The sequence below is a fragment of the Brevibacillus fortis genome (assembly GCF_046196545.1).
GTDB classification, from domain to species: domain Bacteria; phylum Bacillota; class Bacilli; order Brevibacillales; family Brevibacillaceae; genus Brevibacillus; species Brevibacillus fortis_A.
The window spans coordinates 2,377,470-2,401,742 of the sequence record NZ_CP176370.1 but is presented as its reverse complement, the minus strand read 5'-3'; the positions used below and the strand labels follow the sequence as shown (position 1 = coordinate 2,401,742).

Below are 24,273 nucleotides of genomic sequence, written 5' to 3'. Positions count from 1 at the left end.
TGACGTGCCCCTTTTCTCCCTTGCATCGGCTTATTCTTCTATAGTTGGGTAAAAAAAAATCCTCTTCTTTGAAAGAAGAGGATTTGTCAGCAGATACGAAAACGCCTGAGACATCCTCTTATCTTTCAAAGCACGTAGCTTTGCTGGAATTGGCACCGGATTTTTACCGGTTGCCGAGGCTTCATCAGGCCAGTCCCTCTGCCTCTCTGGATAAGAGTCGTACACTTGTCATTTAGTTGGTTTGTGAAATATCTTGAATGTTTGCAAGTATCTTAACACCCCCTTTGTCTCCTCGTCAATTGTGAATTGTCTATTTTTTACTGAACCTCTCCTCTTACGTGCCCATTTTTGCCTAAGCTGGGCATCCGCCCAGTCCAATAACGGCATTCGTGTATAGACTGGAGTATAACGGAAAGGAGGGGAAACAAAGATGAGTACATCTTACTGCGGAAACGGATTCTTCGGTGACTGCTTCGCAATCGTGCTCGTGCTGTTTATCCTGTTGGTAATTATCGGGTGTTCGTGTGACGACTGTTAGATAAGTGTGTAAAAAAGGCTATCCCAAAAGCCATCAGGAATGGCTGCGGGATAGCCTTTTTTTCTTGTTATTTGGTGATGATCTTGCCTGTCACGGCATCCAGAGTAATATATTTGAACGCCAGCTTTTCGTCACTCCACGGCACATACGCCAGCTTTGGTTGCGCTAATTTTTGCCCATCCACATCTCTCATCAAATAGACCAGCTTTAAAGGCATGATGCGTAAATACGCCTCAACAGCCTTGTCTTTCGAGACGATCTCGTCGGATGCTGGAAGCTCCACCAACTCGTGCGTCTCTCTGTAGTTTTCGAACTTTGTCACTTTGCCAGAAGACGGATCGACTGTTACTGAATAAGCCACTTTTGGCCAGCGATCCTGTACTGGAATGCCACCCTTGCTCATGAGATATCTGAATTCCCATTCGCCCGATGACACAGGATTCGCTTCGTCTGGCTGTATGACTTTCGCCAATTGCACTTCTTTTATGCCTGGATCAACGTATTTAGGCAGAAAGGCAAGTGCAGCCTCTTCCGCTTGCTCGCGTTTGACTGTCACTGCTGTATCGGATCGCGGTGTTCCCAGTCCGACGACACTGCCTGTTTCTGCGAGAACTTCTACGCCGATATACTTGTCATTTTTATCATTCCAGACGTATTCCTTGCGTCCGTCACGGTTACTCTCTCTATAGGTCGAGTCATCCACTTGTATGCCGAATTCCGCTTGCAGCAACGCTTTTGCCTCATCCTTGGAGCGAACCTTGACGTATTCCTTTGGAGATTCGATCGGATGTGCTTCCTTCGTATTCAACTGATCATAAGCAAGCCCGTTATCTCCCGTTCCATACACCATCTTGCCATTGGTCGCGTCGATATACCACTCCGTACCATCTTCACGTCCTCTTTGCATGAAGGAAACAGCTGGTGTGTACTCCAGAATGGGCTGCCACATATCCCCTTGTTTTGATTGTGGCTGTATTCTCGGATTCTGCACGTATCGAAGCTTCATATGCTCGCTCAGCTCTTTGATGGCTACCTCTTCTGACACAGCAGTCGATACATCCGGGTACTGCGACGGCTCAAATGATTCGAGCCCCTTATTGAAATATTCGAGGTGGCCAGAGTCGGTTGTTTCGATGCTTATTTCATCAGACAACACCGGCATCCCGTTATAGTATCTCAGGTACAATCCCGGATGGTTGGCGTCCAACAACCGATAGTTCTCGCTATCAGCCCCGAGCAGCTTGTTCAGGAACTGTCGCTCTTGCTCCAATGCTTTTGCTCCTTCTGCTCTTTTCTGGCTCTTTGCTTCCTTTTCATCCTTAAACAGAAGCCTATAATGTTCCAATGCTTGACCATTGCCAGTGATCACAAGAGAAACTTCATGACCCTCTTTGTTCGTTTTCCCCAAAATGAATGACATGCCATCGTGGTTCTTTTCTTTATCCAAAAGAAGAAGGGATGGGCTCAAATCGGGCATGGCATCTGTCAGCTTAGTGAAAAAGGCTTGTTCGCTCTTGTTCAATCGCCCGAAAAACGCGACTTGCTCACGTTCGTCAATTCCAACCGACAATACGTCGAACGGAACGGGCTGGCCGTTTTCGATCCGTTGATAATTCACGCTCATCCATGGGTCTTTTACCATATGCTCGTCGGTATAGATCTGAGTCTCGACGAGCTGATAGGTCTTACTTTCCTCCCCTAAAAAAGCTTGAAGAAATGCGCTTGCTGCTTTCTCCGCAGTCTTGGCTGATGGCAATTTCTCTTCCTTCTGTTCTCCTCGATCACCATCAATTGTAAAGCTCTCAATTTGTCCTGTCTGTATATCATAAGCAACCTTGGCACGAGCATTATCGCCTTCCAATAACGTTAGATCACTGATTCCATGGCTTGTACGATCCACTCTTATTGTCATCTTGCTCAAGGCTGGAATCACTTTTTTCAATGGTAAGACGGCCTCTTCCGCCGACACCATTACACTGTTCTGATTTGCCTCTTTATTATTTGTTTTCGTAGCGGTCGTTGCAATCGCATTCGTTACATTCTTGCCACTTGGCAACTGTGGAAACCAGCCTTGCTGGTGCATTCCCACAGCAGTAACCGCCAAGCAAGCTGCCAGCGAACCCGCCACGAAAATTCTGTTTCGATTCTTGTGTTTATTCTTTGCAATTGCACCTCTGATCCGTAATTCCATCTCTTTTGTAAACCTCACTTCCTCCACTGATTCCTCACTTGCGCTCCGTACTGCTTCACGCATTTGCTTATCTACGTCCATTCCAATCCCTCCTTTTCACACAATGCCTTAAAATGTTTTCGGGCCCGTGACAATTGGGTTCGTACGGCATCTTCTGAAATATCCAGCACTTGCGCCATCTCTCTTATCGACAAATCCTCATAGTAATGAAGTACCATGACTTTTCGGTACAGCGGCGAGAGCTTCATCACCTGCTCCGCTACTTGTACCTTGCTCATTTGTCCGATGACTGCCGATTCAACGTTTGCGGTGTCGACCTCTTCCGGGGGTGCTTCCTCTTTAGAGAGGTAGGTAGAAAAAATCTGGCGAAAGGACCACGAACGCAAATATTTGCGGGACTCGTTGATCGCGATTCGGTAAAGCCACGTTTTCACGCTACTCTCATGGCGGAACTGATCCAGACCCCGATACGCCTTCAGGAACACCTCCTGGGTAATGTCCTCCGCGATTCCACGATCCTTGACGATCAAGTAGGCGAGCTGCACGATGTTGTCTCCGTACTCGCTCATGAGTCTCGTCAGCTTCTCCTCGTTGGTCAATTGCAGCGTCCAGTCCGCTTCGCTACTTTTGGCACTTGCATTCACGCGCTGTTCACCTCCTTGTTTCGTGTTGATATGTATTTGATCCAGCTGGCTTATTTTTGTGACAAGATTATCCAACTATTTTATCTATAAGCCTTTTCCCTTCTTCCACTGCTGCACTCCGTTGCGTTGCTTTCATTGTCAGCGCACATTGCTTTTGCTATCATGAGGCTTATTGTAGAGCGAAAGGAACGAGATGACATGGATGACATGCAAGCACGAGAAAAAGACAAATTTCTGTCCTGTTTGGAGACGATAAAAGAACTATCCAAATCCGAATTTGAAACCTATTCCATCGTTAAGAATACCGAAACTGGGGAACATTATCTCCACTATTTTTTGTCCCACATTAACTTGTCCGAGGGAGGCAGAAGAGACGATTACGATCACTTCCTGCCGATTGAATCCGACGATATTTTAGCGATTATGTTTGGCGAACAGCCTTACCAGTTTCCCGAGAACTGGCGCTCCGCTTATTTGCGCAGTGGGAATGACAATCGATTGATCCCGTTTGATCCATCGGAAAATTACGATCTGGACGAGGCCGCTGCTGCCGAGCTGGCTATGCTCGAAAAGCTGGAACAGTACAAAGAGCAAATGATGAACGCGGATAACCTCAGTGCGGAAGAAAAGGAAGAGCTGACCAAGCAGTATTTCGCGGAATTAGATAAGATATTAAAAAAACCTTGATCGAGGCACTCTTGCATCATGACGGTATAAACGGCTATAATTCTAGAGAAACAAACGAATCGTTGATGAGGAAAGTACTCCTTGTGTGAGGACGAAAGCGAGTCGGGGACGGTGTGAGCCCGATGCCAAACCATGTGAGGAAGCGCCCCTCGGAGATGCGGCCTGAACATCCTGCGCCAGCCATTATGGGCAACGGATCGTGTAGGGCGATGCCGGGACTGCCCGTTACAGCAGATCAAGCGGTTTTTGCCTTCCAAATTTCATGGAAGGGAAAAACAACAAGAGTGGCACCGCGGGAGTATAACCTCTCGTCTCTTTTTCACAGGAGACGTAGAGGTTTTTATTTTTTGAAAGGGGAATTTTCAAATGAGCTACAAACACCAAGTCGCTGAAAAGATTGCCGCTACGCTCTCCTCGATGGGCGTAGACACACTGACAAAAGAAGCCGTATACGGCATGCTGGAAACACCACCAAACCCTGCAATGGGCGATGTGGCCTTCCCTTGCTTCCAATTGGCAAAAGCATTGCGCAAAGCTCCTCCGATGATCGCAGCAGAGCTGGCTGGACAGCTCTCCGGTGCACCATTGCGCGAATCACAAGCAGTTGGACCGTATGTGAACCTGTTCCTGGATCAAGAAAATGTGGCAGAGCAAGTAATCGAAACAATCATTACGCAAGGCAGCACATACGGAAACAGCAATGTCGGTCAAGGACGCAAAGTACCGATCGATCTCTCCTCACCGAATATCGCCAAGCCGTTTTCCATGGGTCACCTGCGCTCTACTGTAATCGGGAACGCGATTGCCAACATCATGGAAAAGCAAGGCTACGAGCCAGTCCGCATCAATCACTTGGGTGACTGGGGTACGCAGTTCGGTAAACTGATCGTTGCGTATCGCCTCTGGGGTGACGAAGCAAAGGTAAAAGCAGAACCGATCAAGGAGCTCCTCAGCCTCTACGTTCGCTTCCACGAAGAAGTCGAAAACGATTCTACACTGGAAGACCAAGGCCGTGAATGGTTCAAAAAGCTCGAGGATGGCGACGAGGAAGCACAGCATCTGTGGAAATGGTTCCGTGATGAGTCCCTCAAGGAATTCATGAAGATTTACGACCTGATGAACGTAGCCTTCGACTCCACGCACGGGGAAGCATTCTACAACGACAAAATGGACCGCGTTGTCACGTTGCTTGAGGAAAAAGGGCTCTTGACTGAATCCGACGGTGCGATGGTCGTGAACCTCGATGAATACAACATGCCGCCATGCCTGATCAAAAAATCAGACGGCGCTACCCTGTACGCAACGCGTGATTTGGCTGCTGCCCTCTTCCGTCACGAATCGTACGATTTTGCAAAAGCACTCTATGTCGTAGGAAACGAGCAACGCCTCCACTTCCAGCAGCTCTATAAAGTGTTGGAAAAAATGGGCTATGCGTGGTCCGCGAATATGCACCACATCCCATTCGGCATGATGCTCAAGGACGGCAAGAAAATGTCCACGCGTAAAGGGAAAGTTGTTCTTTTGGAAGAAGTGTTGGCACAAGCCATTTCTGATGTCCAAAAAGTCATCGAAGAGAAAAACCCTACGCTGTCTAATAAAGAAGAAGTGGCTCGTCAAGTCGGGGTAGGCGCAGTTATTTTCCATGACTTGAAAAACTTCCGCCTGAATGATGTCAACTTCTCCTGGGAAGAGATGCTGACCTTCGAAGGGGAAACAGGACCCTACGTGCAATACGCACACGCACGTGCATGCTCGCTGCTACGCAGAGGTGGCTACCAGCCAGCAACGACAGTGAATCTGGCTTCCGGTGCACTCGACAGCAAAGAGGCATGGGCAGTGATTACCCTCTTGAACGCGTTCCCAGAGGTAATCGAACGTGCTGCCGATAACTTCGATCCGTCGCAAATCGGCAAGTATGTAATCGACCTGGCGCAAACATTCAACAAGTTCTATGCGAATGTACGCATCCTGGCTGAGGAAGAAGATGTGAAAGCATCCCGTCTCCAGCTCGTAGCAGCAGTCGTTGCTGTGCTGAAGGAAGGTCTGCGTCTGCTCGGTCTAGCTGCTCCAGAAGAAATGTAAGAAAGAATACGAAAAGCCGGTTGCCTTCCTCTTGTGGGGAAGCGCCGGCTTTTTTGAGTGTCCCGTGTCATCATCATTCATCTGTGAGATAATGGAACGATGGCAGATGAAAGAGGTGAGCAACGATGGGAAGAAGTGTACATTTCGGCAAAACGGATTTTACCTTGCGTCTCACTGGCTTGCATACGCTCTTAGCCTTGAAGAGCACGATCACGTTACCTTATCAATCGATCAAGCATGTCGAGGTCGGTTCTTTTGTTCCGCCAAAATGGATGTTGCGCTTGCCAGGGACATCTATTGGACCTTTGAACATTTATGAAGGAAGCTTTCAGCATAGAAATGAATGGTACTTCCTTTCTTTTACCCAGACTGATTCGTTGTTGATCCTAGAAGTCGAGGGTCATGTCAAATATCAGCATGTCATTGTACAGCTGGAAAACCCGACAGAAGTAGCGGCCACCTTGCGAAAATACTTACGCGAACAAAACACCCCCTAATAAGCGATCAAGCTTTCATGGCGAAAAGCCCCGACCTATCAACGTTCGGGGCTTTTTCATTTGCACACAAGTGAAGTTTACATCGTCAAATTTTCATAGATCACTGACATTCCCATTCCACCTGCCATGCACAGCGTCACCATTCCATACTTCTCGCGTCTGCGCATCATTTCGTTCATCAACGTCACAGTCAGTTTGGCTCCAGTTGCTCCCACAGGGTGACCCAAGGCAATCGCGCCTCCATTGACATTCACCTTACTCGTGTCCAGCTCCAGGCATTTGATCACAGACAAAGCCTGGGCGGCAAATGCCTCATTCAATTCGATGAGCCCAATGTCATCAAGTGACAATCCCGCTTTCTCCAGTACCTTTTGTGTGGCGGGAACTGGTCCGATCCCCATCACACCAGGTTCGACTCCTGCGCTGGCAAAAGCCTTTATTTTCACGAGCGGAGTCAAACCCGCTTCCTCCGCCTTTTCACGAGACATCATCAATACAGCGGCTGCGCCGTCATTCATCGGACACGCATTTCCGGCAGTAATGGTTCCCTCTTTTTGAAAAACACTTTTCAGCTTAGCCAGCTCTTCTTGCTTGATATCATGGCGCACGGATTCATCCTGCGCAAAAACACGGGTGCCTTTGCGATCCTTGATTTCAATCGGTACGATCTCACTCGCGAACGTGCCTGCTTCGATTGCTGCTGCTGCTTTTACATGGCTCTCATAGGCAAAACGATCCTGCTCCTCACGGGAAATACCGTACTGTACAGCCAGCCGTTCTGCGGTCATCCCCATATGCTCACCAGTCAGTGAGCATATCAAGCCATCGGACAAGAGCGCGTCCTCCATGGACAAATTGCCGAATTTGCTGCCCCAGCGGTTCTTCACGAGGTAGGGAACGCTGCTCATGGACTCCACTCCCCCCGCAATCACCACATCCTCTTGACCTGCTGCTATGGCTAGCGCACCGTTGCCAATCGCCTTCAATCCTGAACCACAAGCTTTGATGACAATGTGCCCATAGACATTGCGTGGAAATCCCGCCAGCTGCGAGCTGATACGTGCAGCATTGAGTCCTCCCCCATGTACGTACCCATTGCCAAAAATCACTTCATTGACTTGTTCCTTCGGCAAATCAACCTTATTCATCAAGCCTTCTAACACTTGCCGTCCCAGCTCTGTTGCCGGTACGTCACGCAGGCTTTTCCCGAATGCACCCACAGCACTGCGTGCACCCGCGACAATGACCACGTCTCTCATGCCACAGCTCCCTTTCGTTTTTACGTCATTACAGTACACGGTTCAAAAATTCTCTCGTGCGCTCTTCTTTCGGGTTGTTGAAAATTTCTTGGGGTCTAGCCATCTCGATGATCTTGCCTTGATTCATAAACGCCACCCAATCCGCCACTTCCTTAGCAAAACCCATTTCGTGCGTCACGATAATCATCGTCATTCCTTCTTGCGCGAGCTGCTTCATTGTCTCCAGCACTTCCCCTACCAGCTCTGGGTCAAGCGCTGAGGTTGGCTCGTCGAAAAGCATGATCTCCGGTTTCATCGCCAGCGAACGAGCAATTGCCACGCGCTGCTTTTGTCCACCGGAGAGGCTGGACGGGTAGGCGTCCGCTTTTTCAGAAAGACCTACCTTTTGCAGCAGCCGGAGCGCTTCCTGCTTCGTTTCTTCCTTGTCCGCTTTCTTAGCAATCAGCGGTGCCTCCATGATGTTTTCCAGAACCGTTTTATGCGGAAACAGATTGAAGTGCTGAAACACCATGCCTACCTTTTGCCGAACTTTGGTCAAGTCATCCTTTTTCGGGTCGATGCTTTTCCCTTCGATATAGACCTCTCCGCCGTCCTTGATCTCCAGAAAATTAATGCAGCGAATCAATGTGCTTTTCCCCGATCCACTAGCACCGATCAAGACGACAACCTCGCCCTTTCCGACTTGCAAGGTAACATCCTTGAGAACTTCCACTTTTCCGAAGCTTTTCTTCAAATTTTGCACGCGTATCATTTCACTTTGTTTTTCCATCGTCTTTCCCCTCCGCTTTACGCCTCTCCTTTGGCCAGACGCTTCTCCATGATGTGGACCACATACGTAAACGCCATGACAATAACCAAGTAATAGAGCGCCACAATCAAAAAGTACGTCATTTCATCAAATGTTTCCGCAGACAAGCGGCGGGCCAGTGAGAACAACTCATCCATGGCAATGAAAGCGGCCAGAGACGATTCCTTCAAAGACAAAATAAACTGGTTGCCAAGCGGCGGGATCGATCGTTTCATCGCTTGCGGCAAAATGATCCGACGCATGGTCTGTCGAGCGGACATGCCCAAAGACAGACCTGCCTCCATTTGTCCTTTATCAATCGACTGAATGGAGCCCCGGAAAATCTCTGCGATATAGGCTCCGCTGTGAATCGCCAGAGCGAGCGCTGCGGACCAAAATTGACCGAGGTCAATGATTTTGTAAAAGCCGAAATACAAGACGAAAATTTGCACGACCAGTGGCGTACCGCGAATGATCATAATGTACGCATTGGCTACGAAACGTGCAACTGGAAGCTTGGATACCTTTAACAAGGCCACAAACAATCCGATAATCGAGCCTACGATAACAGAAGCGATCGTCAGCTGAAATGTCAGCAGCAACGGCTTCCAAAAAAACGGCAATGTCCGGAAAAACTCTTCTGTCAGATGGGCAAAACTGGGCACTTGATGCCACCCCTCACTCGTAATGGAATTTATCTGTCATACCAATTCACTATTCGGCTTTGCTGATGTCGCGATTAAAATACTTTTCGCTCAATTTGACGTAGGTACCATCTTCCATCATTTGCTTGAGCACTTCGTTGATCTTGTTCAGCAATTCCGTATTTCCTTTGCGCACTGCGATTCCATGCTTGACTTCCGAGAGTGGCGACCCGCTTTTCTTAAGCTTCAAGCCTTGCCCAATGGCAATCTCCCCTACGACGCTATCTGTAATCACGACATCATGTTTTCCCTGTTCCAAGGCACGCAGAGCCGTTACATCGCTGTCATACGTTTTGATGTTATCCGTATACTCCCGCGCCATCTTTTCGTGTGTAGTGCCGAGTGCAACTGCCACTTCCTTGCCTTTCAATCCTTCCAGCGTGCTAATGGTCCCATCCGGGCGAACGAACAGTTGACCACCGGACAAGTAGTACGGGTCTGCGAAATCAACCTGCTGCTTCCGCTCTTCTGTAATCGCATGGCTGGCAATCGCTACATCGTATCGTCCTTCCTTTACCCCTGCGATAATACCGGAAAAAGGCGACGTGACTGGCTTTGGCTCAAGCCCCAAGCGCTTGGCGATCTCATTGCCGATCTCAACATCAAATCCGGTTAATTGACCATCCTTGAAGTAGCTGAATGGCTGATATTCACCAGAAGCCGCGTAAACGAATACGCCTGCCTCTTTTGTCATGGACGATGCATTTCCAGCAGCTTGACCTCCTGCACTGTTCGTGGAAGCTCCTTGGCTACATCCGCTTACAAGTAGTGACAACGAGAATACGACTCCTGCGATTGTTTTCCATGTTTTTTTCATCTGTTCCATCCCCCAATTCTATATGTTCACGCTTACATTTTTCATTACTCTACCATTTGTAAATTTTCTGAAATCATTAGAGGTGCACCGGTATGCGTGATGACATTTTCCAAGGTGTACGGATACATTACCTCTGTCAAAAGCAAGCCTCTTTGCGTGACCTCGATAACGGCCCTCTCGGTGATAATGAGATCGACGCAGCCCTTCGCCGTCAGCGGCAATGTGCACTCCCTGCGAATTTTGGGCTCGCCTGCCTGATTGACATGGCTCATGAGCACGATTACTTTCTTGGCGTAATACGCTAGCTCCGCTCCTCCACCAATTCCATGAACGCGTGAGCCAGGAACAATCCAGTTTGCCAGATCTCCTCGGCGATTCACCTGCAAAGCCCCGATAAACGCTGCATCCAGCTTTCTTCTCCGGATTATGCCATACGCTATCGTGCTGTCGAAATACGATGCCCCCGGTACAACGGTAACAGGTGCTCCACCTGCGTTGGAAATATGCTGGTCCTCTTCTCCCTTTAACGGCGTAGGTCCGACTCCCAAGATTCCATTCACCGAGTGAAACATGACTTGCCATTCATGCGGGATAAAATCAGCGACGAGCTCAGGTATCCCGATCCCCAAGTTCACTGCCATTCCGGGAGCGACCTCTTTGGCTGCACGCCAAGCAACCATATTTCGCTGATCCATTTCCAACCCCATCAGCTGTTCCCTCCGCCACGAACCACGATATAATCCACAAAAATGCCAGGCGTCACGATTTTATCCGGGTCCAGCTCTCCTGCAGGGACGATCTCCTCCACCTCAGCGATCGTGATATCTGCGGCCATCGCTACTAGCGGATTCAGATTTCTTGCCGCCTTGTCATAAATGAGATTTCCGTAAGTATCCGCCTGTTTCGCATAGATGATCCCTATCTCCGCTGTAAGGGCGGCTTCAATCTGACAAGTTCTTCCGGCAAAAGCAAACGGCTCTGCTTCTTCCATTCGCTCTCCTCTCACATGCGCATCTACAACGATTCCCGGAATGCCAACACCTCCTGCCCGAATCTTTTCTGCGAAAATTCCTTGTGGACAAAATGTCACTTCCAGCATTCCGTCCATCATTTGTTGACCTGCTTCGGGATTGGAGCCAATATGTGTGGTTATCAGCCGCCTCACCCGTCCATGACTGATCAGCTTTCCGATTCCGACTTCCGGATACCCCGCATCAATTCCGATGAGTGTCAAGCTTTGCACGCCTTTGTGCAAGATCGCATCAATCAAGTGTGCCGGGGAGCCAATCGTGCCGAATCCGCCATACATCAGCCGGGTGCCATCCAGAACATGCTCCACTGCTTGTTCGTGCGTCACCAGTTTTGATAACATCGCATGCATTTCCTTATCTCTTATTCTTGGGTAAATCGCTTACGTCCAACTATGTATTAGCAACTCTTATGCCAAGCCTCAAAACGGCAAGAAAACGCAATCAAGCTAAAAGCATTCCTTTCTTGGCGAGTCGAAATAGACTCACTTTTGAATCGAAAAGTAGGAAAAGTCTAACTTTTTGCTTGAATCTATTTCGACTCACGTATTTTTAATTTCGACTCACTATACAAAAATCAATTTGATCTTGTACAATCAGTTGAAAAACTGGGGAGCTACTCAACATGGAAAAAGCTGCGGAGATACTAGCACTGTCTTCTGTTGATCGTTTTATTGACATCCTGAACACACTGGCAGATGGCATATTCATTGCTGATGCGCAGGGAACTACTTTATGGTTAAACAATGCGAGTGAAAACCTGTGTGGCCTACCAAAAGCCGAACTCATCGGGCAAAACGTATCTGACCTCGAAGAAATGGGGATTTTCAGTCCTTCCGTCACCCGCTTAGTTTTGGAAACGGGAAAACCGACCACAACCATTCAGCTCGTCAATAATAAAGGGAAATTCCTGGTGACTGGACACATCATTCCGGATGAGGATGGAAGACCGGAGCTGATCGTTTCCCACTCACGCGATATCACTGAGGCAGCCCGTGCCAGTTCACAGCTGGAAGAGACGGTCGCTTTGCTAAAGCGGTACAGCGAAGAGATTCAGCTCATGAAATGGGAGGCAAGCCAGAGCTCCTCCCAAACCATGATTGGCAACAGTCGTTCCTATCTTGCCCTGCTAGAATTAATGAAAAAAGCAGCCCCTGTCGACACGACCGTGTTTATTACAGGAGAAACAGGTGTAGGAAAAAGCTATCTTGCGGAGCAAATCCACCAGTTGAGCGAACGAAGGAGCGGGCCGTTCGTCCACGTCAACTGTAGCGCCATTCCCGAAACCTTGATCGAGTCAGAGTTGTTCGGCTACCACAAAGGGGCATTTACAGGGGCGAGTCATTCGGGGAAAATCGGATTAGTGAAAATGGCGGACAAAGGTACGCTTTTCTTGGATGAAATCAGCGAGCTTCCCTACCACTTGCAATCGAAGTTATTGCTGCTCTTGCAAAACAAAACATTTATGCCGATCGGCGGCACCAAAACATACACAGCTGACATCCGCATCATAACAGCAACCAATGCCAACCTTCAGGAGCTCGTGCGGTTGGGCAAATTCAGACACGACCTGTACTATCGCCTTAATATTTTGCCAATCAATGTTCCGCCATTACGGGAGAGAAAGGATGATATTTTCCCGTTACTCCATCACAACTTACAACGATTCAATAGCAAGCATAATCAAAAAAGGCGTTTTTCCCCGGAAGCGCTGGATGTTTTGCATCAATACGAATGGCCTGGAAATGTGCGGGAGCTGGAAAATTTGGTAGAACGGATCGTTATTACGTCCAAGCTGGATGAAATCCAAGTCAGTGATTTGCCAGAAGAACTGCGGAGTATTCGTGAGCTGGAGGAAGGAATTCTTTCACTCGGCTCTCTTTCTCTTACAGAGCGGATGGAGAAAATTGAGATGGAATTTATTCTGCAAGCATTGCGCACGCATAAAACGACTCGCAAAACAGCAGCGGCCCTCGGTATTACCCAGTCTCTTCTCATGCGTCGGATTAAAAAGTATGGGATTCAGCTGGAATCTGAGGACGAGTGATTGGAAAGTTTGGGAAAGATTGGGAAAACTCTGAGTCAACATAGTGGAGGAGAAGAAAAAGCGCAGTTCTCTTCGACTCTGACACGCCAGCAGGGGGGATTCACTGGCCGTCTCCACTGCAAAAAGGGGACCGTCGAGCCAAAGCCACCCTACGGGCGGATGTTTCTCAAGGAAGAAGTGTTCGACAAGCGTGGTCCCCTTTTTGCAGTTCCGACTGGGTAGGCGTTGTCAAGGTCTCCGAGTCCTGCGCTTTTTCTTCTCACCAGCTTTGTTTGTTCATCGGTACCTTTTACACCTTAGATCCTCATCAGTATAAACTGAGGGTTAATCTTCACAATGTTCAATGCTACAGCTGATTGTCCGTTCAAGATGTAAATGCTACTTATTAGATAACTTAACTACGACAAGCCTTCGTTGCGCTTATACATTTTTATTGGCATAAAAAAGGAGCGCTACCTCGCAGCGCTCCTTTTCTTTCTTGGATTACTCCTGAATCTTCTTCGCTTTTTTGCCAAACCACGTATTGGCAACCAGCTCGACTACTTGCTTCGGCAATGATTGTGGTGCTTGTATTTCCGTCCCAGCCTTGTCCACAGTGCGGTACAGCAAAGCCCTGTCATCCGCTGGGTCAGACATGGTTTGCAGTGTCCACTCGCCGATTTGTCCGGCGTTTGTCCACTCCTCGATCATCAGCTGATACTCCCCTGGAGCCAGCTCGATGTAATCCTCGTCTGTCACATCCACAATCGCATATCCATCATGCTCGATTTCAGCATCGTATGTATTTCCGTTCGCCGCTTCGTACAGAGCGAGCTCTTCCGGGTTATTCAAGTTTTCTGTAAGATGAGTAAAATCCGCAATTGTCACCTTAATACGCTTTTTCATAGGTACCCCTCCCGTGTTGAACACATCATTTCACACTCTACCACAACATGGTCAGCCCTGCCAATTGTCTCTGAGCAGACGAACATGTTTGATTTCTTCGCTATGCCCCCCTTCTGAGCCTCTCGCCGTTTCCAGAACGATGGGAAGTCCTTGCAATTCGGGTGTTTGCAAAAAAGCGGCAATGGCCGCATCACCGATCATCCCTTTTCCGATGGAGGCATGTCGGTCTCGAAAAGAACCACTCGGATAAACGGAATCGTTCAGATGAACGGCACGCAAGCTCGTAAAATAATCGAGCTCTCGCATCCGATCGGCTACTTCCCCCCAATCATTCCCTTTCCACAATCCGCTGGCAAATGCATGACACGTATCCAGGCAAAACCCTACCTTCTGTGGCTCAGCAAATAATTGTCGAACCTGCGTGAGCTCTTCGAGTGTCGTACCCATGCGATTGCCTTGTCCGGCATTGTTTTCGATTAACAGCTGGGCTTTTCCATTCCAGCCATCCAGTATTTGATTGACCATCTGGATCATGATTTTGTAACCGGTAAGTACATCAGTGCCTTTATACTGGCCAAAATGAACGACCACGCCCAATGCTCCACAAGCTTCGGCAATTTCAAGGTCATTTCGTACGGAGCCTACTGTGACTACGAATAGCTCCTGCTCCTCGACGCAAAGATTCACCGGGTATGGCGTATGAGCAATCGACAGCATACCGTTTTGCTGACAAAAAGCGCGACACCGCTCTGCATCCCGGGCATCGAATTGCTTGACACCTAAGCTTCGCGGGTTTTTCGGGAAAAATTGAAAGGATAAGGCTCCTTCTTTGTATGCAGTTCTCGCCGCCTCCTCGTACCCATGACGAATACTGACATGACAACCAATTTGCAAAATAATCCCGCCCTTCTCTAGCTTCTTATCATTTTTCCCTCTGTCCCTTTTTCTCAATCGAGCACTTGCGCTTCCCTGTCAAATCGAATAAACTAAAACTAAACCGAACGTTCAGTCTAGAAGAAGGAGCTTTTAAAAAATGTCAAAGCGTCGTCTCGATGGGGAGAAAACCAAACAACATATCGTAGAGAAAGCCACCGAGTTATTTTCTCAGAAAGGCTATTCAGCCACTTCCATTGAGGACATTTGCCAAGCAACTGGAGCGAGTAAGGGCAGCCTCTATTACCACTTCAAAAACAAGGAGCAGTTGTTCCTGTATTTGCTTGAAAAGCAGTACAACGAATGGGTAGATCTGTGGCAGGAAAAAGAGAAAGAATTCGAGACATCCATCGATAAACTGTACGGCTTAGCTGCTTTTTTCTTGGAGGATTTTTTGTCCCACCCTCTAAAAAAAGCAGGCGAAGAGTTCTCCGGTAGCCAGCTCGCCGATCCAGTCATTTTGGAACAAGTGCTGGAAATGCTTGGCTCCACATATACCCTCTATACTTCACTCTTCCAAGAAGGAATGGACCGAGGCGAGTTCGCTCCATGCGATCCCGAAGAAATGGCGATGATACTGGAAGGGCTCATGAACGGAATCATCAATGTAGGTTATCAAATGGAAGACGAGCGTCTTCATGCTCTGCTAAAAAGGAGCATTGACGTTTTGCTGCATGGCATTATTGCCAAGTAGCATTTTTTTCAGCTTTTATTAGACCGGACGTTCGGTATATTTTTTCGGGAGTGATATGACTCATGAAAGGTCTTTGGGGAAACAAAGTTTTTCTCACCGTCTTTATCTCGGATACATTAGAAAATATCGGTATATGGATTCGCAACATGGCCTTGCTCTACTATGTCATGGAGACGAGCGGCAACAATCCCACCGCTGTATCGCTCTTGACCGCCATCGAGCTTGCACCGATCTTGGTTTTTTCGATTATTGGCGGGGCATTGGCTGATCGCTGGAATCCGAAGCGAACGATGATGGCCGGGAACCTGTTAAGTGCACTCTCTGTTTTAGTCATCGTGTATTTACTCTGGCAAGGGATGTGGATCGCTGTATTCTTTGCGACCTTTATCTCGGCTATCGCGTCTCAGTTCTCCCAGCCTTCTTCTGCCAAGATGATGAAGCGCCATATTCCTGATGAACACGTTGCAGCAGCCGTGTCTATTTCTCAAAGTACGGGTTCGATTTTTCTGCTGGTTGGCCCGATTGTTGGTACCTTTTTCTTTGAGCAGTGGGGCATCTACCCTTCCCTGTTAACGATGGCCGGCCTGTTCTTCGTCTCGGCACTGATCTTGCTGCTACTTCCCCCCTCAACTGCCAGTGCAACAGAGGAAGGCGGAACTCTCCTTTCTGAGATTAAAGCAGGCTTTACCTATGTAAAAAAGCGACCAGCCTTGCGCGGGCTCGCCGTTACCTTTGCGTGTCTGGGGTTATCCTCGGGTCTTATCAATTCGTTGGAGGTATTTGTCGTCACAGATCGTCTTTTACTTTCCAAGGAAGCCATTCAGTGGTTTAACGCGTTAGACGGATTAGGTATGTTGTTGGGCGGCATTTTGGCTTCCGTTTATCTGGAGCGCTTGAATGGTCGCTGGGTCATTACAGGTGGATTGATATTCTTCGCTCTCTCTGTCGCCGTAGAAGTTCTCTCTGTTTGGGTATACGTAACCGCAGCGATGCGCTTTTTCACCGGAATTGGGATGGCATTTTTACAGATCGTGATCGGTATGTTCATGATCAAGCTCGTGGATGAAGCGTATATCGGACGGGTGAATGGAACGATCTCACCGCTCATGGTCGGACTCATGATGGTCGGTTCCTTTGTGGCAGGTCCGCTCATGCAGATGACTTCGTTGATTACGGTATTTCTAATCGCATCTGTCATCCTTCTGCTCACTGCATGGGGATGTACACGAATCAAGTGGGATTCGGCAGTGGTTTCACAAGATGGAGCTAACCATCTTCTCGAACACAAACAAGCGCAAACGCTATCGTAAGGGAATGCGCCCAAGCAAAAAAGCTGTCCACCAAGCGGACAGCTTTTTCTAGTAAAATGCTATGTTTTCACAATGAGGAGTGGTGTTTTCGTACGATGAATTGTTTTAAATGTGACACTGCCAAGCAGCGTACCTGCCACTGCACCTTGGCCATGATGACCGAGCACAACCAGTCCAGCGTCGATTTCTTCAGCCGTCTGGCGGATCACAGTAGCTGGATCTCCAACCACGACCTTGCTTTCAAAAGGAAGCGATGCAGCTTCCAGCATCTCCTCGCAAGGTTTTAGTGTTTCACGTCCCCAACCTTCAAGTGTATTCATATTATCCCAGCCTACGCCATATACACCTGCGTATGTGACTGGCGGGATGACAACGGACAGGAGCGTATACGATACATCCGGGAGGTGCTGCCCCATCTCGATGGCTTTTTTCGCAGCTTCCATCGAATGATCGGAACCATCTACTGCAATGAGTACTTTATTCCAAGGGAAGCGGTTCTCATCTGTCTCCTCTGAAATGAGGAAGACTGGAACTTTGACATCGTGGAGTGTCGGATAGCTGACGCTTTGCAACAGGAAGCCTGTAATACGACCGTAGCCATGTGTTCCCATTACGATGGCAGCATAGTCATTCGCAGCGTGCTTCGCAATGACTTCATGCGGCTCTCCGAACTCAATCTCCAATTCATACGTGATACCGGCTTCTTCAACGATCGACAGGAATTTCTTCAGATCTTCTCTTGCTTCATCCAATTGATAATCCTCTACGACATCTCGTCCCAACCTTCTGACAACATTGCGTGAAGGGAACGGCGAGATGGCATGAAGCAATGTGATATCATGCTTATTTTTGGCGTAGGCCAGCGCGAAGCGGACCGCCTGAATGGACTGCGCTGAGAAATCGACAGGGACTAGAATACGGGACATAATGACACGTCCTTCCTCTTTTTCATCTGGCAAATGTGGTGTAGCTCTATGTATCCATCTGCCTTGAGTCCATTGTAGCCCTGTGAGCCCTACGTGTATGTAGGGGTTTTCCCTGATCTTGGTAGGGATATTCCCTGATAGGGAGTCCTATTCTTCCAAAGTCCTAGTCCATGACAGCTGTGATAAATATAGTAGGCTTTTCACTCAAATCAATATCCGTGATCTCATGATCATCCACCATCCGTCGATTCGCCTGCTGGTCTCTTCGAATGACCCGAACGACTGGGCGCGAAGGCAAGCCTCTATTTTGGTCAATGATCACACCGATCTCTCCTGTCGACAGCTTCAGCGAGGTCCCTGTCGGGTACATGGCAATCGAGCGCAAAAAGTGAATGACCATTTTGTGATCAAAGCGTTTCTCCGCGAGCCCCATGACTTTTTCGCAAGCCTCATACGCAGGCAACGTCTCTTCTTCCTCTGAAAAGGGTGAGATGAGATTATCATAGTAGTTACAAATCGCAACAATCTTGGCGAAATCATGGATCTCATCGCCAGTCAGGCCTCGTGGCTGCCCACTACCATCCACCCATTCATGATGCTGCAAAGGAACGTGTGCGGAAACAATGCTCATTTCATGTTTTTTTCGCAACAGATCAAAGCCCAGCCACGTATGATGATTCGTCTTGCTGTTCTTTTTGTAGGCTGGTGCTTCCTTGTCGACTGACAGCTTTCCAATGTCATGCAAGAGAGCTCCGATGGCGAGCTCTTTTAATTGAGCCGTATTATAGCCTAAACCTACGCCCATTACCGTCGCCATCATGCACACATTCAAGGAATGAATGTACATAGCGTTGTCGGTCGTGCGAATCTCTCCCAGATTCAAGAGCACGCGACGATTTTTCAAGGTTTCGTCGATGATACTTCCCACTGATTTTTGAATGCCGCGGACATCAAAATTTTTTCCAGACTGCACACACGAAATCGCTTGCGACAGATTGCGGATGGCGTCCTTCCGAGTGGTCTCTGTGACGACCTCCTGCTCTTTTACTTCATCGAGCAGTGGGTCTTTGATACTTAACATCGTGACGCCGAACCGCCGCAATTTATTAATCATTCCGACAGTCAGCTGGACACCTGAATGCAAGAGCGTCAAACCCTCGCTTGTATAAATGCTTCGAGCCAAAACGTCTCCTGGCTCTACTAGGTCTACATTCACATATTTCATGGGGTCTTTCCTCCTGATTCCATCCTCCCCTGATGCTTCTTCCCTATCTTCGCTTTGGAAAAACCTGTTTCGTATGATTTTGCCGAAAAAACATCCACGGGACAGACGTTTCCCCATTTTTCACCTGTTCCTGCCAAGACCAAGCCATGTACAAAGCCCAGAAAATTGGGTATGAGCATCCTGGTAGCCTTGTCTGTAATAATGCTGAAGCTTCTCCTCTTGACGTTCAAAACCTCGTAGAAAGGTACCCGCTGGAGGTGCGATGACAAACGCTTTGCCTTGATTCTGCATCTCTTTGACCTGTTCAATCGCCTCGTAGTAGATACGAAAATGACGAATGAATGCTTGGCACAAGCGCGTACTTCTGGAAAAAAGACGCTCGACACGCGAAAGCTGGCGCATCCACTCACCTGGCTGACAAGAAGAAGTAAGCACAATAATATGCTTCTGATTGCCATCAAGCATGGACTTCATGAAAGGTACCGGATGTACGATGCCACCATCCCATAGCTTACGTCCGTCGATCGTAACCTTGGGTGATAGAAACGGAAGACTGCACGAAGCCCGAATCACACGGAAAATATCCTCACAGTCGTCTTTCGTAAAGTAAACGGCTTCTCCTGTCGCACAATCCGTTGTGACGACGACAAACTGTTCCTTCGCTTCGCGAAACCGTTCAAAAGCGAACGGCTCCAGATTGTAAGGCATCTCATTGAAAATAAAATCCATGCCAAACAGCGAGCGCTTCGTGATCAAATTTTTATAGTGAAAGTATCGGGGATCGTGAATGTATTTCGTATGATAAATCTTTCCCAATCCGCGCTGCCTCGCCAAGTATGCCGCCCCATTGCACGCACCTGCTGACACGGCTATCACATAAGGGATGTATAGCTCCTGCTCCATGAAGTAATCCAGAACGCCAGCGGTATAAATCCCACGGCTTCCCCCTCCTTGCAAAACGAGCCCGACCTTTTCCATACCAATCACCCATTTTGATGTCGTTTACCCGTAGTATGAATGGTTGCCCAATGAAACATGCAGGGCGGGACCGTGCCAATCAAAAAACGACCCTCAAACAGGGTCGCCACTCAATCGTCTTTTTTCATCATGCTGTACTCATCACGGACCATTGCTACGTTTTCCCCTTGCTGCGTCAACTCCAGCTTATAGAGGATATCGGCAAGCACCACTGCATAGATCAAGGTTAATTCCCCGGTATTGACAGGCTCTCGAAAGTAACTCCCGATCATTTCATAGCCTTTTCGCTTATAGGATTCAGTATCTTCCTCATCCAGTGCTTCACATAGCTCTTCAATCAGATCATCCAGTGCCAGCCTTGCGCGTTCATAGACATCTGGCTGCTCATGCGATAAAGCGTCTGACTCTTTGGTCGTACCCACTTACCCCTCCTCCTTCTACTCCTAGAGTGGGGCACGTAAAGAGGCTTTATGCAGATTCTTGTTCCGTTTTCTTCGCGGGTGGAACTCGGATTCCCGTCAACGCCTGAAACAGTACGCGCTGGTACTTCATCTCAGCATCCGGATCAGGCCGATCCAGTAGTGTTCCGAGCACAGCCCCTAAAAAGCCAAGCGGTATAGAGACCAATCCAGGATTCGTTAGTGGAAAAAGTGGCTCCGCACGGATAAGTCCGGTGAGGGGATGCATAACAGTCGGTCCTAAAATGACCAGTACCACTGATGCCGTTAACCCAGTCAGGACGCCACAAATTGCTCCTCGCACGGTAAACCGCTTCCAATACAACGTAAACAACAGCAGTGGTAAATTGGATGATGCTGCTACCGCAAATGTCAGCGCAACAAGAATCGCCACGTTCATTTTTTCTGCACCGATAGCCAACCAAATGGAGATCACGCCCACTGCAACTGACGAAAGCTTTGCCATGGTGACCTGTTCTTTTTCCGAAGCTACCCCTCGTCTGATCAGATGACTGTAAACATCATGCGCGAACGCAGAAGAGGCGGAGAGCACGAGTCCTGTCACGACTGCCAATATCGTCGCGAAGGCAACGGCAGCAATGTACGCCATCAAAAACTCTCCACCGAGAGCATCCGCCAAGAGCGTGACGGTCAGATTCCCTCCGAAGCCCACATTTTTCAATGCCTCGTAGCCTACAAACGTACTCGCCCCGAATCCGAGAAAAATCGTCATCAAATAAAAAGCGCCGATGACCCAAGTAGCGGTGTAAATCGAATTACGGGTCGTCTTGGCGTCCTTGACTGTGAATAACCGGGAGATAATATGGGGGAGTCCGGCGGTACCGAGAATCAAAGCCAAATGTAGGGAGATCGTTTCCAGCGGATCATGAAGTTGATTACCCGGCTGTAAGAACTGTTCCTGAAGAGGTGTAATCGTACTCACATGTGAAAACATTTCGGAGAAGCTCCAATCAAAACGGGCTAACACGATCAGACTTAGGATCAATGTCCCTGTCAGGAGCAAAATCGCTTTAATAATCTGAACCCAGGAGGTCGCCACCATCCCGCCGAACACGACGTAAAATGTCATCAGGCTCCCGACAATCAGGACAGCCGTATCATAACGGACTCCCAATAAATAATGAATGAGGGCACCTGCCCCAACTAATTGCGCCAGCATGTAAAAAATCGTAATTAATAGAGTCGTACAAGCAACAACGCCACGCAGCCAAAGACTGTCAAACCTGACGGCAATCGCGTCTGCCAACGTATAGCGCCCCAAATTATGCAACGGCTCCGCAACTAAAAACAAAATAATCAGATAAGAGACAAAAAAGCCTATCGCATACACGAACCCGTCAAAGCCGTACATCGCAATCGTTCCCGCAATCCCCAAAAACGAGGCAGCACTCATATAATCGCCTGCAATGGCAATCCCATTTTGTAACCCGTTCAAGCGATTTCCTGCTGCATAGAAGTCTTTCGTCGTCCCCGTCTGTTTGGCAGCCGAATAAGTGATAGCCATCGTTCCGATAATGACGGCAAGGAAAAAGATGATCGTCGTCACGGACAATACCTCTCCCTTCTTGCAAAAATGAAAAAAAGACCGGGGTTAACCCCAGCCTTCTTTTCGTGGCATGAGCTTCCTACGTTTACTGTTTCTACGCTGAATCTTTCATTCCTGTATTCGCTTTCACCAAAATTTCATCGTACTTCTTATCATCACGGGAGCTGGATAACAAGGTTCCGACCCATGCTGCCAAAAACCCTAACGGGATCGAGACAATGCCCGGATTCGGCAACGGGAACAGTGCTTCGCCAACCAAAATGGCTTTTCCAGCTACAGGATTCCAAACGTTCGGACTCAACGCAACCAGAATGAGAGAGCTGAACAGACCGACGAGCATCCCGCTTATTGCTCCTGCCGTATTGAACCTTTTCCAGAAGATCGTGAACAAAATCACTGGTAGATTTGCACTCGCCGCTACTGCAAAAGCCAGAGCAACAAGGAAAGCCACGTTCAGATTTTGCGCAAACAAGGCGAGCAAGATAGAGACAATCGAGACACCGACTGACGCCCATTTGGCCATCTTCATTTGCTCCTTTTCTGTTGCTTTTCCTTGTCGTAATACGTGTCCGTAAAAGTCATGTGCAAACGCAGAAGCCGCAGTCAGCACCAACCCCGCCACTACCGCGAGAATGGTAGCGAAGGCAACCGCCGATACGAAGGCGAACAAGAAGTTACCACCTAGTGCTTTCGCAAGCAGTGGAGCTCCCATGTTACCTGCGGGGTCCATATTCCCTGCTCCGACAAACGCTGCCGCCCCGAAGCCGAGAAAGATCGTCATGACATAGAAGGCACCAATGATCCACGTCGCGTACACAACTGATTTGCGAGCTGTCGTAGCATCTTTTACGGTGAAGAAACGAATCAAAATATGTGGCAATCCTGCTGTTCCAAGCACAAGCGCGAGATTCAGTGAAATGGTATCGAGCCCCACCTTAAACTTGTTGCCAGGATTAAGGAATTGCTCTCCCAACGGTGTCGCCGCCTTCATTTGCTCGAACATTTTCAAGAGATTAAAATCGAATTTGGCGAAAACCATCATAGAGATAATGAATGTCCCGACCATCAACAAAACCGCTTTGACGATCTGCACCCATGAGGTCGCCGTCATCCCGCCGAAGACGACGTAGATCGTCATCAATGCCCCTACGATCAATACAGAGGTCGTGTAATCCAGCCCCAAGAGTAGCTTGATCAAGGCCCCTGCTCCGACCAATTGCGCGATCATGTAAAAAATCGAGATCGCAATCGAATTGAGAGCGGCGACACCCCGAACCTTTTTATTGTCAAAACGCGCGGCTATCATATCAGCCATCGTGTATTTTCCTAAATTACGCAAAGGCTCTGCTACCAAGTAGAGCACAACGAGATACGCGACAAGAAAGCCGATACTGTAGAAGAAGCCATCAAACCCGCTCAGCGCTATCATCCCGGCAATCCCCAGGAAGGAAGCGGCGGACATGTAATCTCCCGCAATCGCGAGGCCGTTTTGCCAACCCGTCAAGCCTCCTCCAGCAGTATAAAACTCACTAGTCGTGTTCGTCTTTTTCGAAGCGTAAAAGGTGATGACGAGCGTCAAAAGAACAATGACGAGAAAGAGTAAAAATGCAGTTACGTTCATTAGCCTCTTCCACCTGCCTCTTGTTTGATTTTCTCAACGAGTTGATCAAACTGCTCTGCCCGCCTTGTGTACAGGATACAGAGACCCCATGTCATGACGAACTGAGCAAAGGCAAATACCCACGCCCACGAAATGGCTCCAAACGCTGGTTGGTTCAGTACGGTGAAGTAGGAGGTTAAAATCGGAAGGGTAAAGTAAAACACGAAGAAAAAAATAGAAGATGGCAAAATAAATGCTTTTTTTCTTCTCAAGAGCTCTTTGAAAGTGGCTGACTGAATCACTTTTGCATAATCAACAGTATCCTTCTTCTGATCCTCGGCTTTTTTTGCCGAAGCGGATTTGCCCATGGGAACCTCCCCCTCATCTACAAAAATGTAAGCGCTTCCTACATTGTA

Annotated in this window: 24 protein-coding genes and 1 riboswitch; of the genes, 7 read left to right on the top strand and 17 right to left on the bottom strand. The window is 48.4% G+C overall.

Annotation, left to right across the window (positions count from 1 at the left end; genetic code table 11):
• Positions 1–115: 115 nt before the first annotated feature.
• Positions 116–217, bottom strand: a riboswitch (SAM riboswitch).
• Positions 218–430: 213 nt separating this feature from the next.
• Positions 431–538, top strand: coding sequence for a YjcZ family sporulation protein (locus tag ACKKE8_RS12400; protein WP_083995026.1), 108 nt, complete (start codon positions 431–433; stop codon positions 536–538).
• 67 nt (positions 539–605) lie between these two features.
• On the opposite strand, the gene ACKKE8_RS12395 is transcribed toward ACKKE8_RS12400, so the two are convergent.
• Complete coding sequence (locus ACKKE8_RS12395) at positions 606–2,810, bottom strand: YcdB/YcdC domain-containing protein (RefSeq protein WP_409178419.1); 2,205 nt, start codon at positions 2,808–2,810, stop codon at positions 606–608.
• The gene (locus tag ACKKE8_RS12390; protein WP_409178418.1) at positions 2,801–3,373 is read right to left on the bottom strand and encodes a sigma-70 family RNA polymerase sigma factor; all 573 of its coding nucleotides are present in this window, start codon (positions 3,371–3,373) and stop codon (positions 2,801–2,803) included. The genes ACKKE8_RS12395 and ACKKE8_RS12390 overlap by 10 nt, the downstream gene beginning before the upstream one ends.
• 198 nt (positions 3,374–3,571) lie before the next feature.
• Here ACKKE8_RS12390 and ACKKE8_RS12385 point away from each other — a divergent pair, with 198 nt between their 5' ends.
• The 3 genes from ACKKE8_RS12385 (at position 3,572) to ACKKE8_RS12375 (ending at position 6,639) form a co-directional block, all read left to right on the top strand.
• Complete coding sequence (locus ACKKE8_RS12385) at positions 3,572–4,060, top strand: hypothetical protein (RefSeq protein WP_409178417.1); 489 nt, start codon at positions 3,572–3,574, stop codon at positions 4,058–4,060.
• Positions 4,061–4,426: 366 nt separating this feature from the next.
• On the top strand, positions 4,427–6,142 hold the full coding sequence (argS, locus tag ACKKE8_RS12380; RefSeq protein WP_409178416.1) for an arginine--tRNA ligase: 1,716 nt from the start codon (positions 4,427–4,429) through the stop codon (positions 6,140–6,142).
• Positions 6,143–6,267: 125 nt separating this feature from the next.
• A complete protein-coding gene (locus tag ACKKE8_RS12375; protein WP_409178415.1) occupies positions 6,268–6,639 on the top strand; it encodes a hypothetical protein in 372 nt (123 codons plus the stop codon).
• A 77-nt stretch (positions 6,640–6,716) separates the two neighbouring features.
• On the opposite strand, the gene ACKKE8_RS12370 is transcribed toward ACKKE8_RS12375, so the two are convergent.
• Genes ACKKE8_RS12370 through ACKKE8_RS12345 form a run of 6 tightly spaced genes read right to left on the bottom strand, consistent with a single transcriptional unit; the run spans position 6,717 to position 11,578 of the window.
• Positions 6,717–7,898 carry a thiolase family protein gene (locus ACKKE8_RS12370; RefSeq protein ID WP_409178414.1) on the bottom strand — a complete coding sequence of 394 codons (1,182 nt, stop codon included), beginning with the start codon at positions 7,896–7,898 and terminating at the stop codon, positions 6,717–6,719.
• 28 nt (positions 7,899–7,926) lie between these two features.
• On the bottom strand, positions 7,927–8,667 hold the full coding sequence (locus ACKKE8_RS12365) for an amino acid ABC transporter ATP-binding protein (protein WP_409178413.1): 741 nt from the start codon (positions 8,665–8,667) through the stop codon (positions 7,927–7,929).
• A 17-nt stretch (positions 8,668–8,684) separates the two neighbouring features.
• On the bottom strand, positions 8,685–9,350 hold the full coding sequence (locus ACKKE8_RS12360; RefSeq protein WP_409178412.1) for an amino acid ABC transporter permease: 666 nt from the start codon (positions 9,348–9,350) through the stop codon (positions 8,685–8,687).
• A 49-nt stretch (positions 9,351–9,399) separates the two neighbouring features.
• On the bottom strand, positions 9,400–10,206 hold the full coding sequence (locus tag ACKKE8_RS12355) for an ABC transporter substrate-binding protein (RefSeq protein ID WP_409178411.1): 807 nt from the start codon (positions 10,204–10,206) through the stop codon (positions 9,400–9,402).
• A 44-nt stretch (positions 10,207–10,250) separates the two neighbouring features.
• A complete protein-coding gene (locus ACKKE8_RS12350) occupies positions 10,251–10,913 on the bottom strand; it encodes a 3-oxoacid CoA-transferase subunit B (protein WP_409178410.1) in 663 nt (220 codons plus the stop codon).
• Complete coding sequence (locus tag ACKKE8_RS12345) at positions 10,913–11,578, bottom strand: CoA transferase subunit A (RefSeq protein ID WP_409178409.1); 666 nt, start codon at positions 11,576–11,578, stop codon at positions 10,913–10,915. The genes ACKKE8_RS12350 and ACKKE8_RS12345 overlap by 1 nt, the downstream gene beginning before the upstream one ends.
• Positions 11,579–11,859: 281 nt before the next feature.
• On the opposite strand from ACKKE8_RS12345, the gene ACKKE8_RS12340 reads away from it, so the two are divergent.
• Positions 11,860–13,281: a sigma-54 interaction domain-containing protein gene (locus ACKKE8_RS12340; protein ID WP_409178408.1), complete on the top strand. Its 1,422-nt coding sequence runs from the start codon at positions 11,860–11,862 to the stop codon at positions 13,279–13,281.
• Positions 13,282–13,764: 483 nt separating this feature from the next.
• Here ACKKE8_RS12340 and ACKKE8_RS12335 read toward each other — a convergent pair whose 3' ends face one another.
• On the bottom strand, positions 13,765–14,166 hold the full coding sequence (locus tag ACKKE8_RS12335; RefSeq protein WP_409178407.1) for a hypothetical protein: 402 nt from the start codon (positions 14,164–14,166) through the stop codon (positions 13,765–13,767).
• A gap of 51 nt (positions 14,167–14,217) precedes the next feature.
• Positions 14,218–15,060 (bottom strand): deoxyribonuclease IV, encoded by an 843-nt coding sequence (locus ACKKE8_RS12330; protein ID WP_409179106.1) that lies wholly within the window; start codon positions 15,058–15,060, stop codon positions 14,218–14,220.
• 139 nt (positions 15,061–15,199) lie between these two features.
• Here ACKKE8_RS12330 and ACKKE8_RS12325 point away from each other — a divergent pair, with 139 nt between their 5' ends.
• Positions 15,200–15,793, top strand: a complete 594-nt coding sequence (locus ACKKE8_RS12325; RefSeq protein ID WP_409178406.1) for a TetR/AcrR family transcriptional regulator — start codon at positions 15,200–15,202, stop codon at positions 15,791–15,793.
• 62 nt (positions 15,794–15,855) lie between these two features.
• Entirely contained in the window at positions 15,856–17,103 is a 1,248-nt protein-coding gene (locus ACKKE8_RS12320) for an MFS transporter (protein ID WP_409178405.1), read from the top strand.
• Between the two features lie 59 nt (positions 17,104–17,162).
• Here ACKKE8_RS12320 and ACKKE8_RS12315 read toward each other — a convergent pair whose 3' ends face one another.
• The 7 genes from ACKKE8_RS12315 to ACKKE8_RS12285 all read right to left on the bottom strand — a co-directional run bounded on the left by ACKKE8_RS12315 (position 17,163) and on the right by ACKKE8_RS12285 (position 24,225).
• Positions 17,163–18,029: a universal stress protein gene (locus ACKKE8_RS12315; protein ID WP_409178404.1), complete on the bottom strand. Its 867-nt coding sequence runs from the start codon at positions 18,027–18,029 to the stop codon at positions 17,163–17,165.
• A 163-nt stretch (positions 18,030–18,192) separates the two neighbouring features.
• Positions 18,193–19,254, bottom strand: a complete 1,062-nt coding sequence (locus ACKKE8_RS12310; protein WP_409178403.1) for an HD-GYP domain-containing protein — start codon at positions 19,252–19,254, stop codon at positions 18,193–18,195.
• 120 nt (positions 19,255–19,374) lie between these two features.
• The gene (locus ACKKE8_RS12305; RefSeq protein WP_409178402.1) at positions 19,375–20,232 is read right to left on the bottom strand and encodes a patatin family protein; all 858 of its coding nucleotides are present in this window, start codon (positions 20,230–20,232) and stop codon (positions 19,375–19,377) included.
• A gap of 110 nt (positions 20,233–20,342) precedes the next feature.
• The gene (locus ACKKE8_RS12300) at positions 20,343–20,654 is read right to left on the bottom strand and encodes a hypothetical protein (RefSeq protein WP_409178401.1); all 312 of its coding nucleotides are present in this window, start codon (positions 20,652–20,654) and stop codon (positions 20,343–20,345) included.
• 46 nt (positions 20,655–20,700) lie between these two features.
• Positions 20,701–22,263 carry a cation acetate symporter gene (locus ACKKE8_RS12295; RefSeq protein ID WP_409178400.1) on the bottom strand — a complete coding sequence of 521 codons (1,563 nt, stop codon included), beginning with the start codon at positions 22,261–22,263 and terminating at the stop codon, positions 20,701–20,703.
• Positions 22,264–22,351: 88 nt separating this feature from the next.
• On the bottom strand, positions 22,352–23,878 hold the full coding sequence (locus ACKKE8_RS12290; RefSeq protein ID WP_409178399.1) for a cation acetate symporter: 1,527 nt from the start codon (positions 23,876–23,878) through the stop codon (positions 22,352–22,354).
• Positions 23,878–24,225: a DUF485 domain-containing protein gene (locus ACKKE8_RS12285; RefSeq protein WP_409178398.1), complete on the bottom strand. Its 348-nt coding sequence runs from the start codon at positions 24,223–24,225 to the stop codon at positions 23,878–23,880. The genes ACKKE8_RS12290 and ACKKE8_RS12285 overlap by 1 nt, the downstream gene beginning before the upstream one ends.
• Positions 24,226–24,273 lie beyond the last annotated feature (48 nt).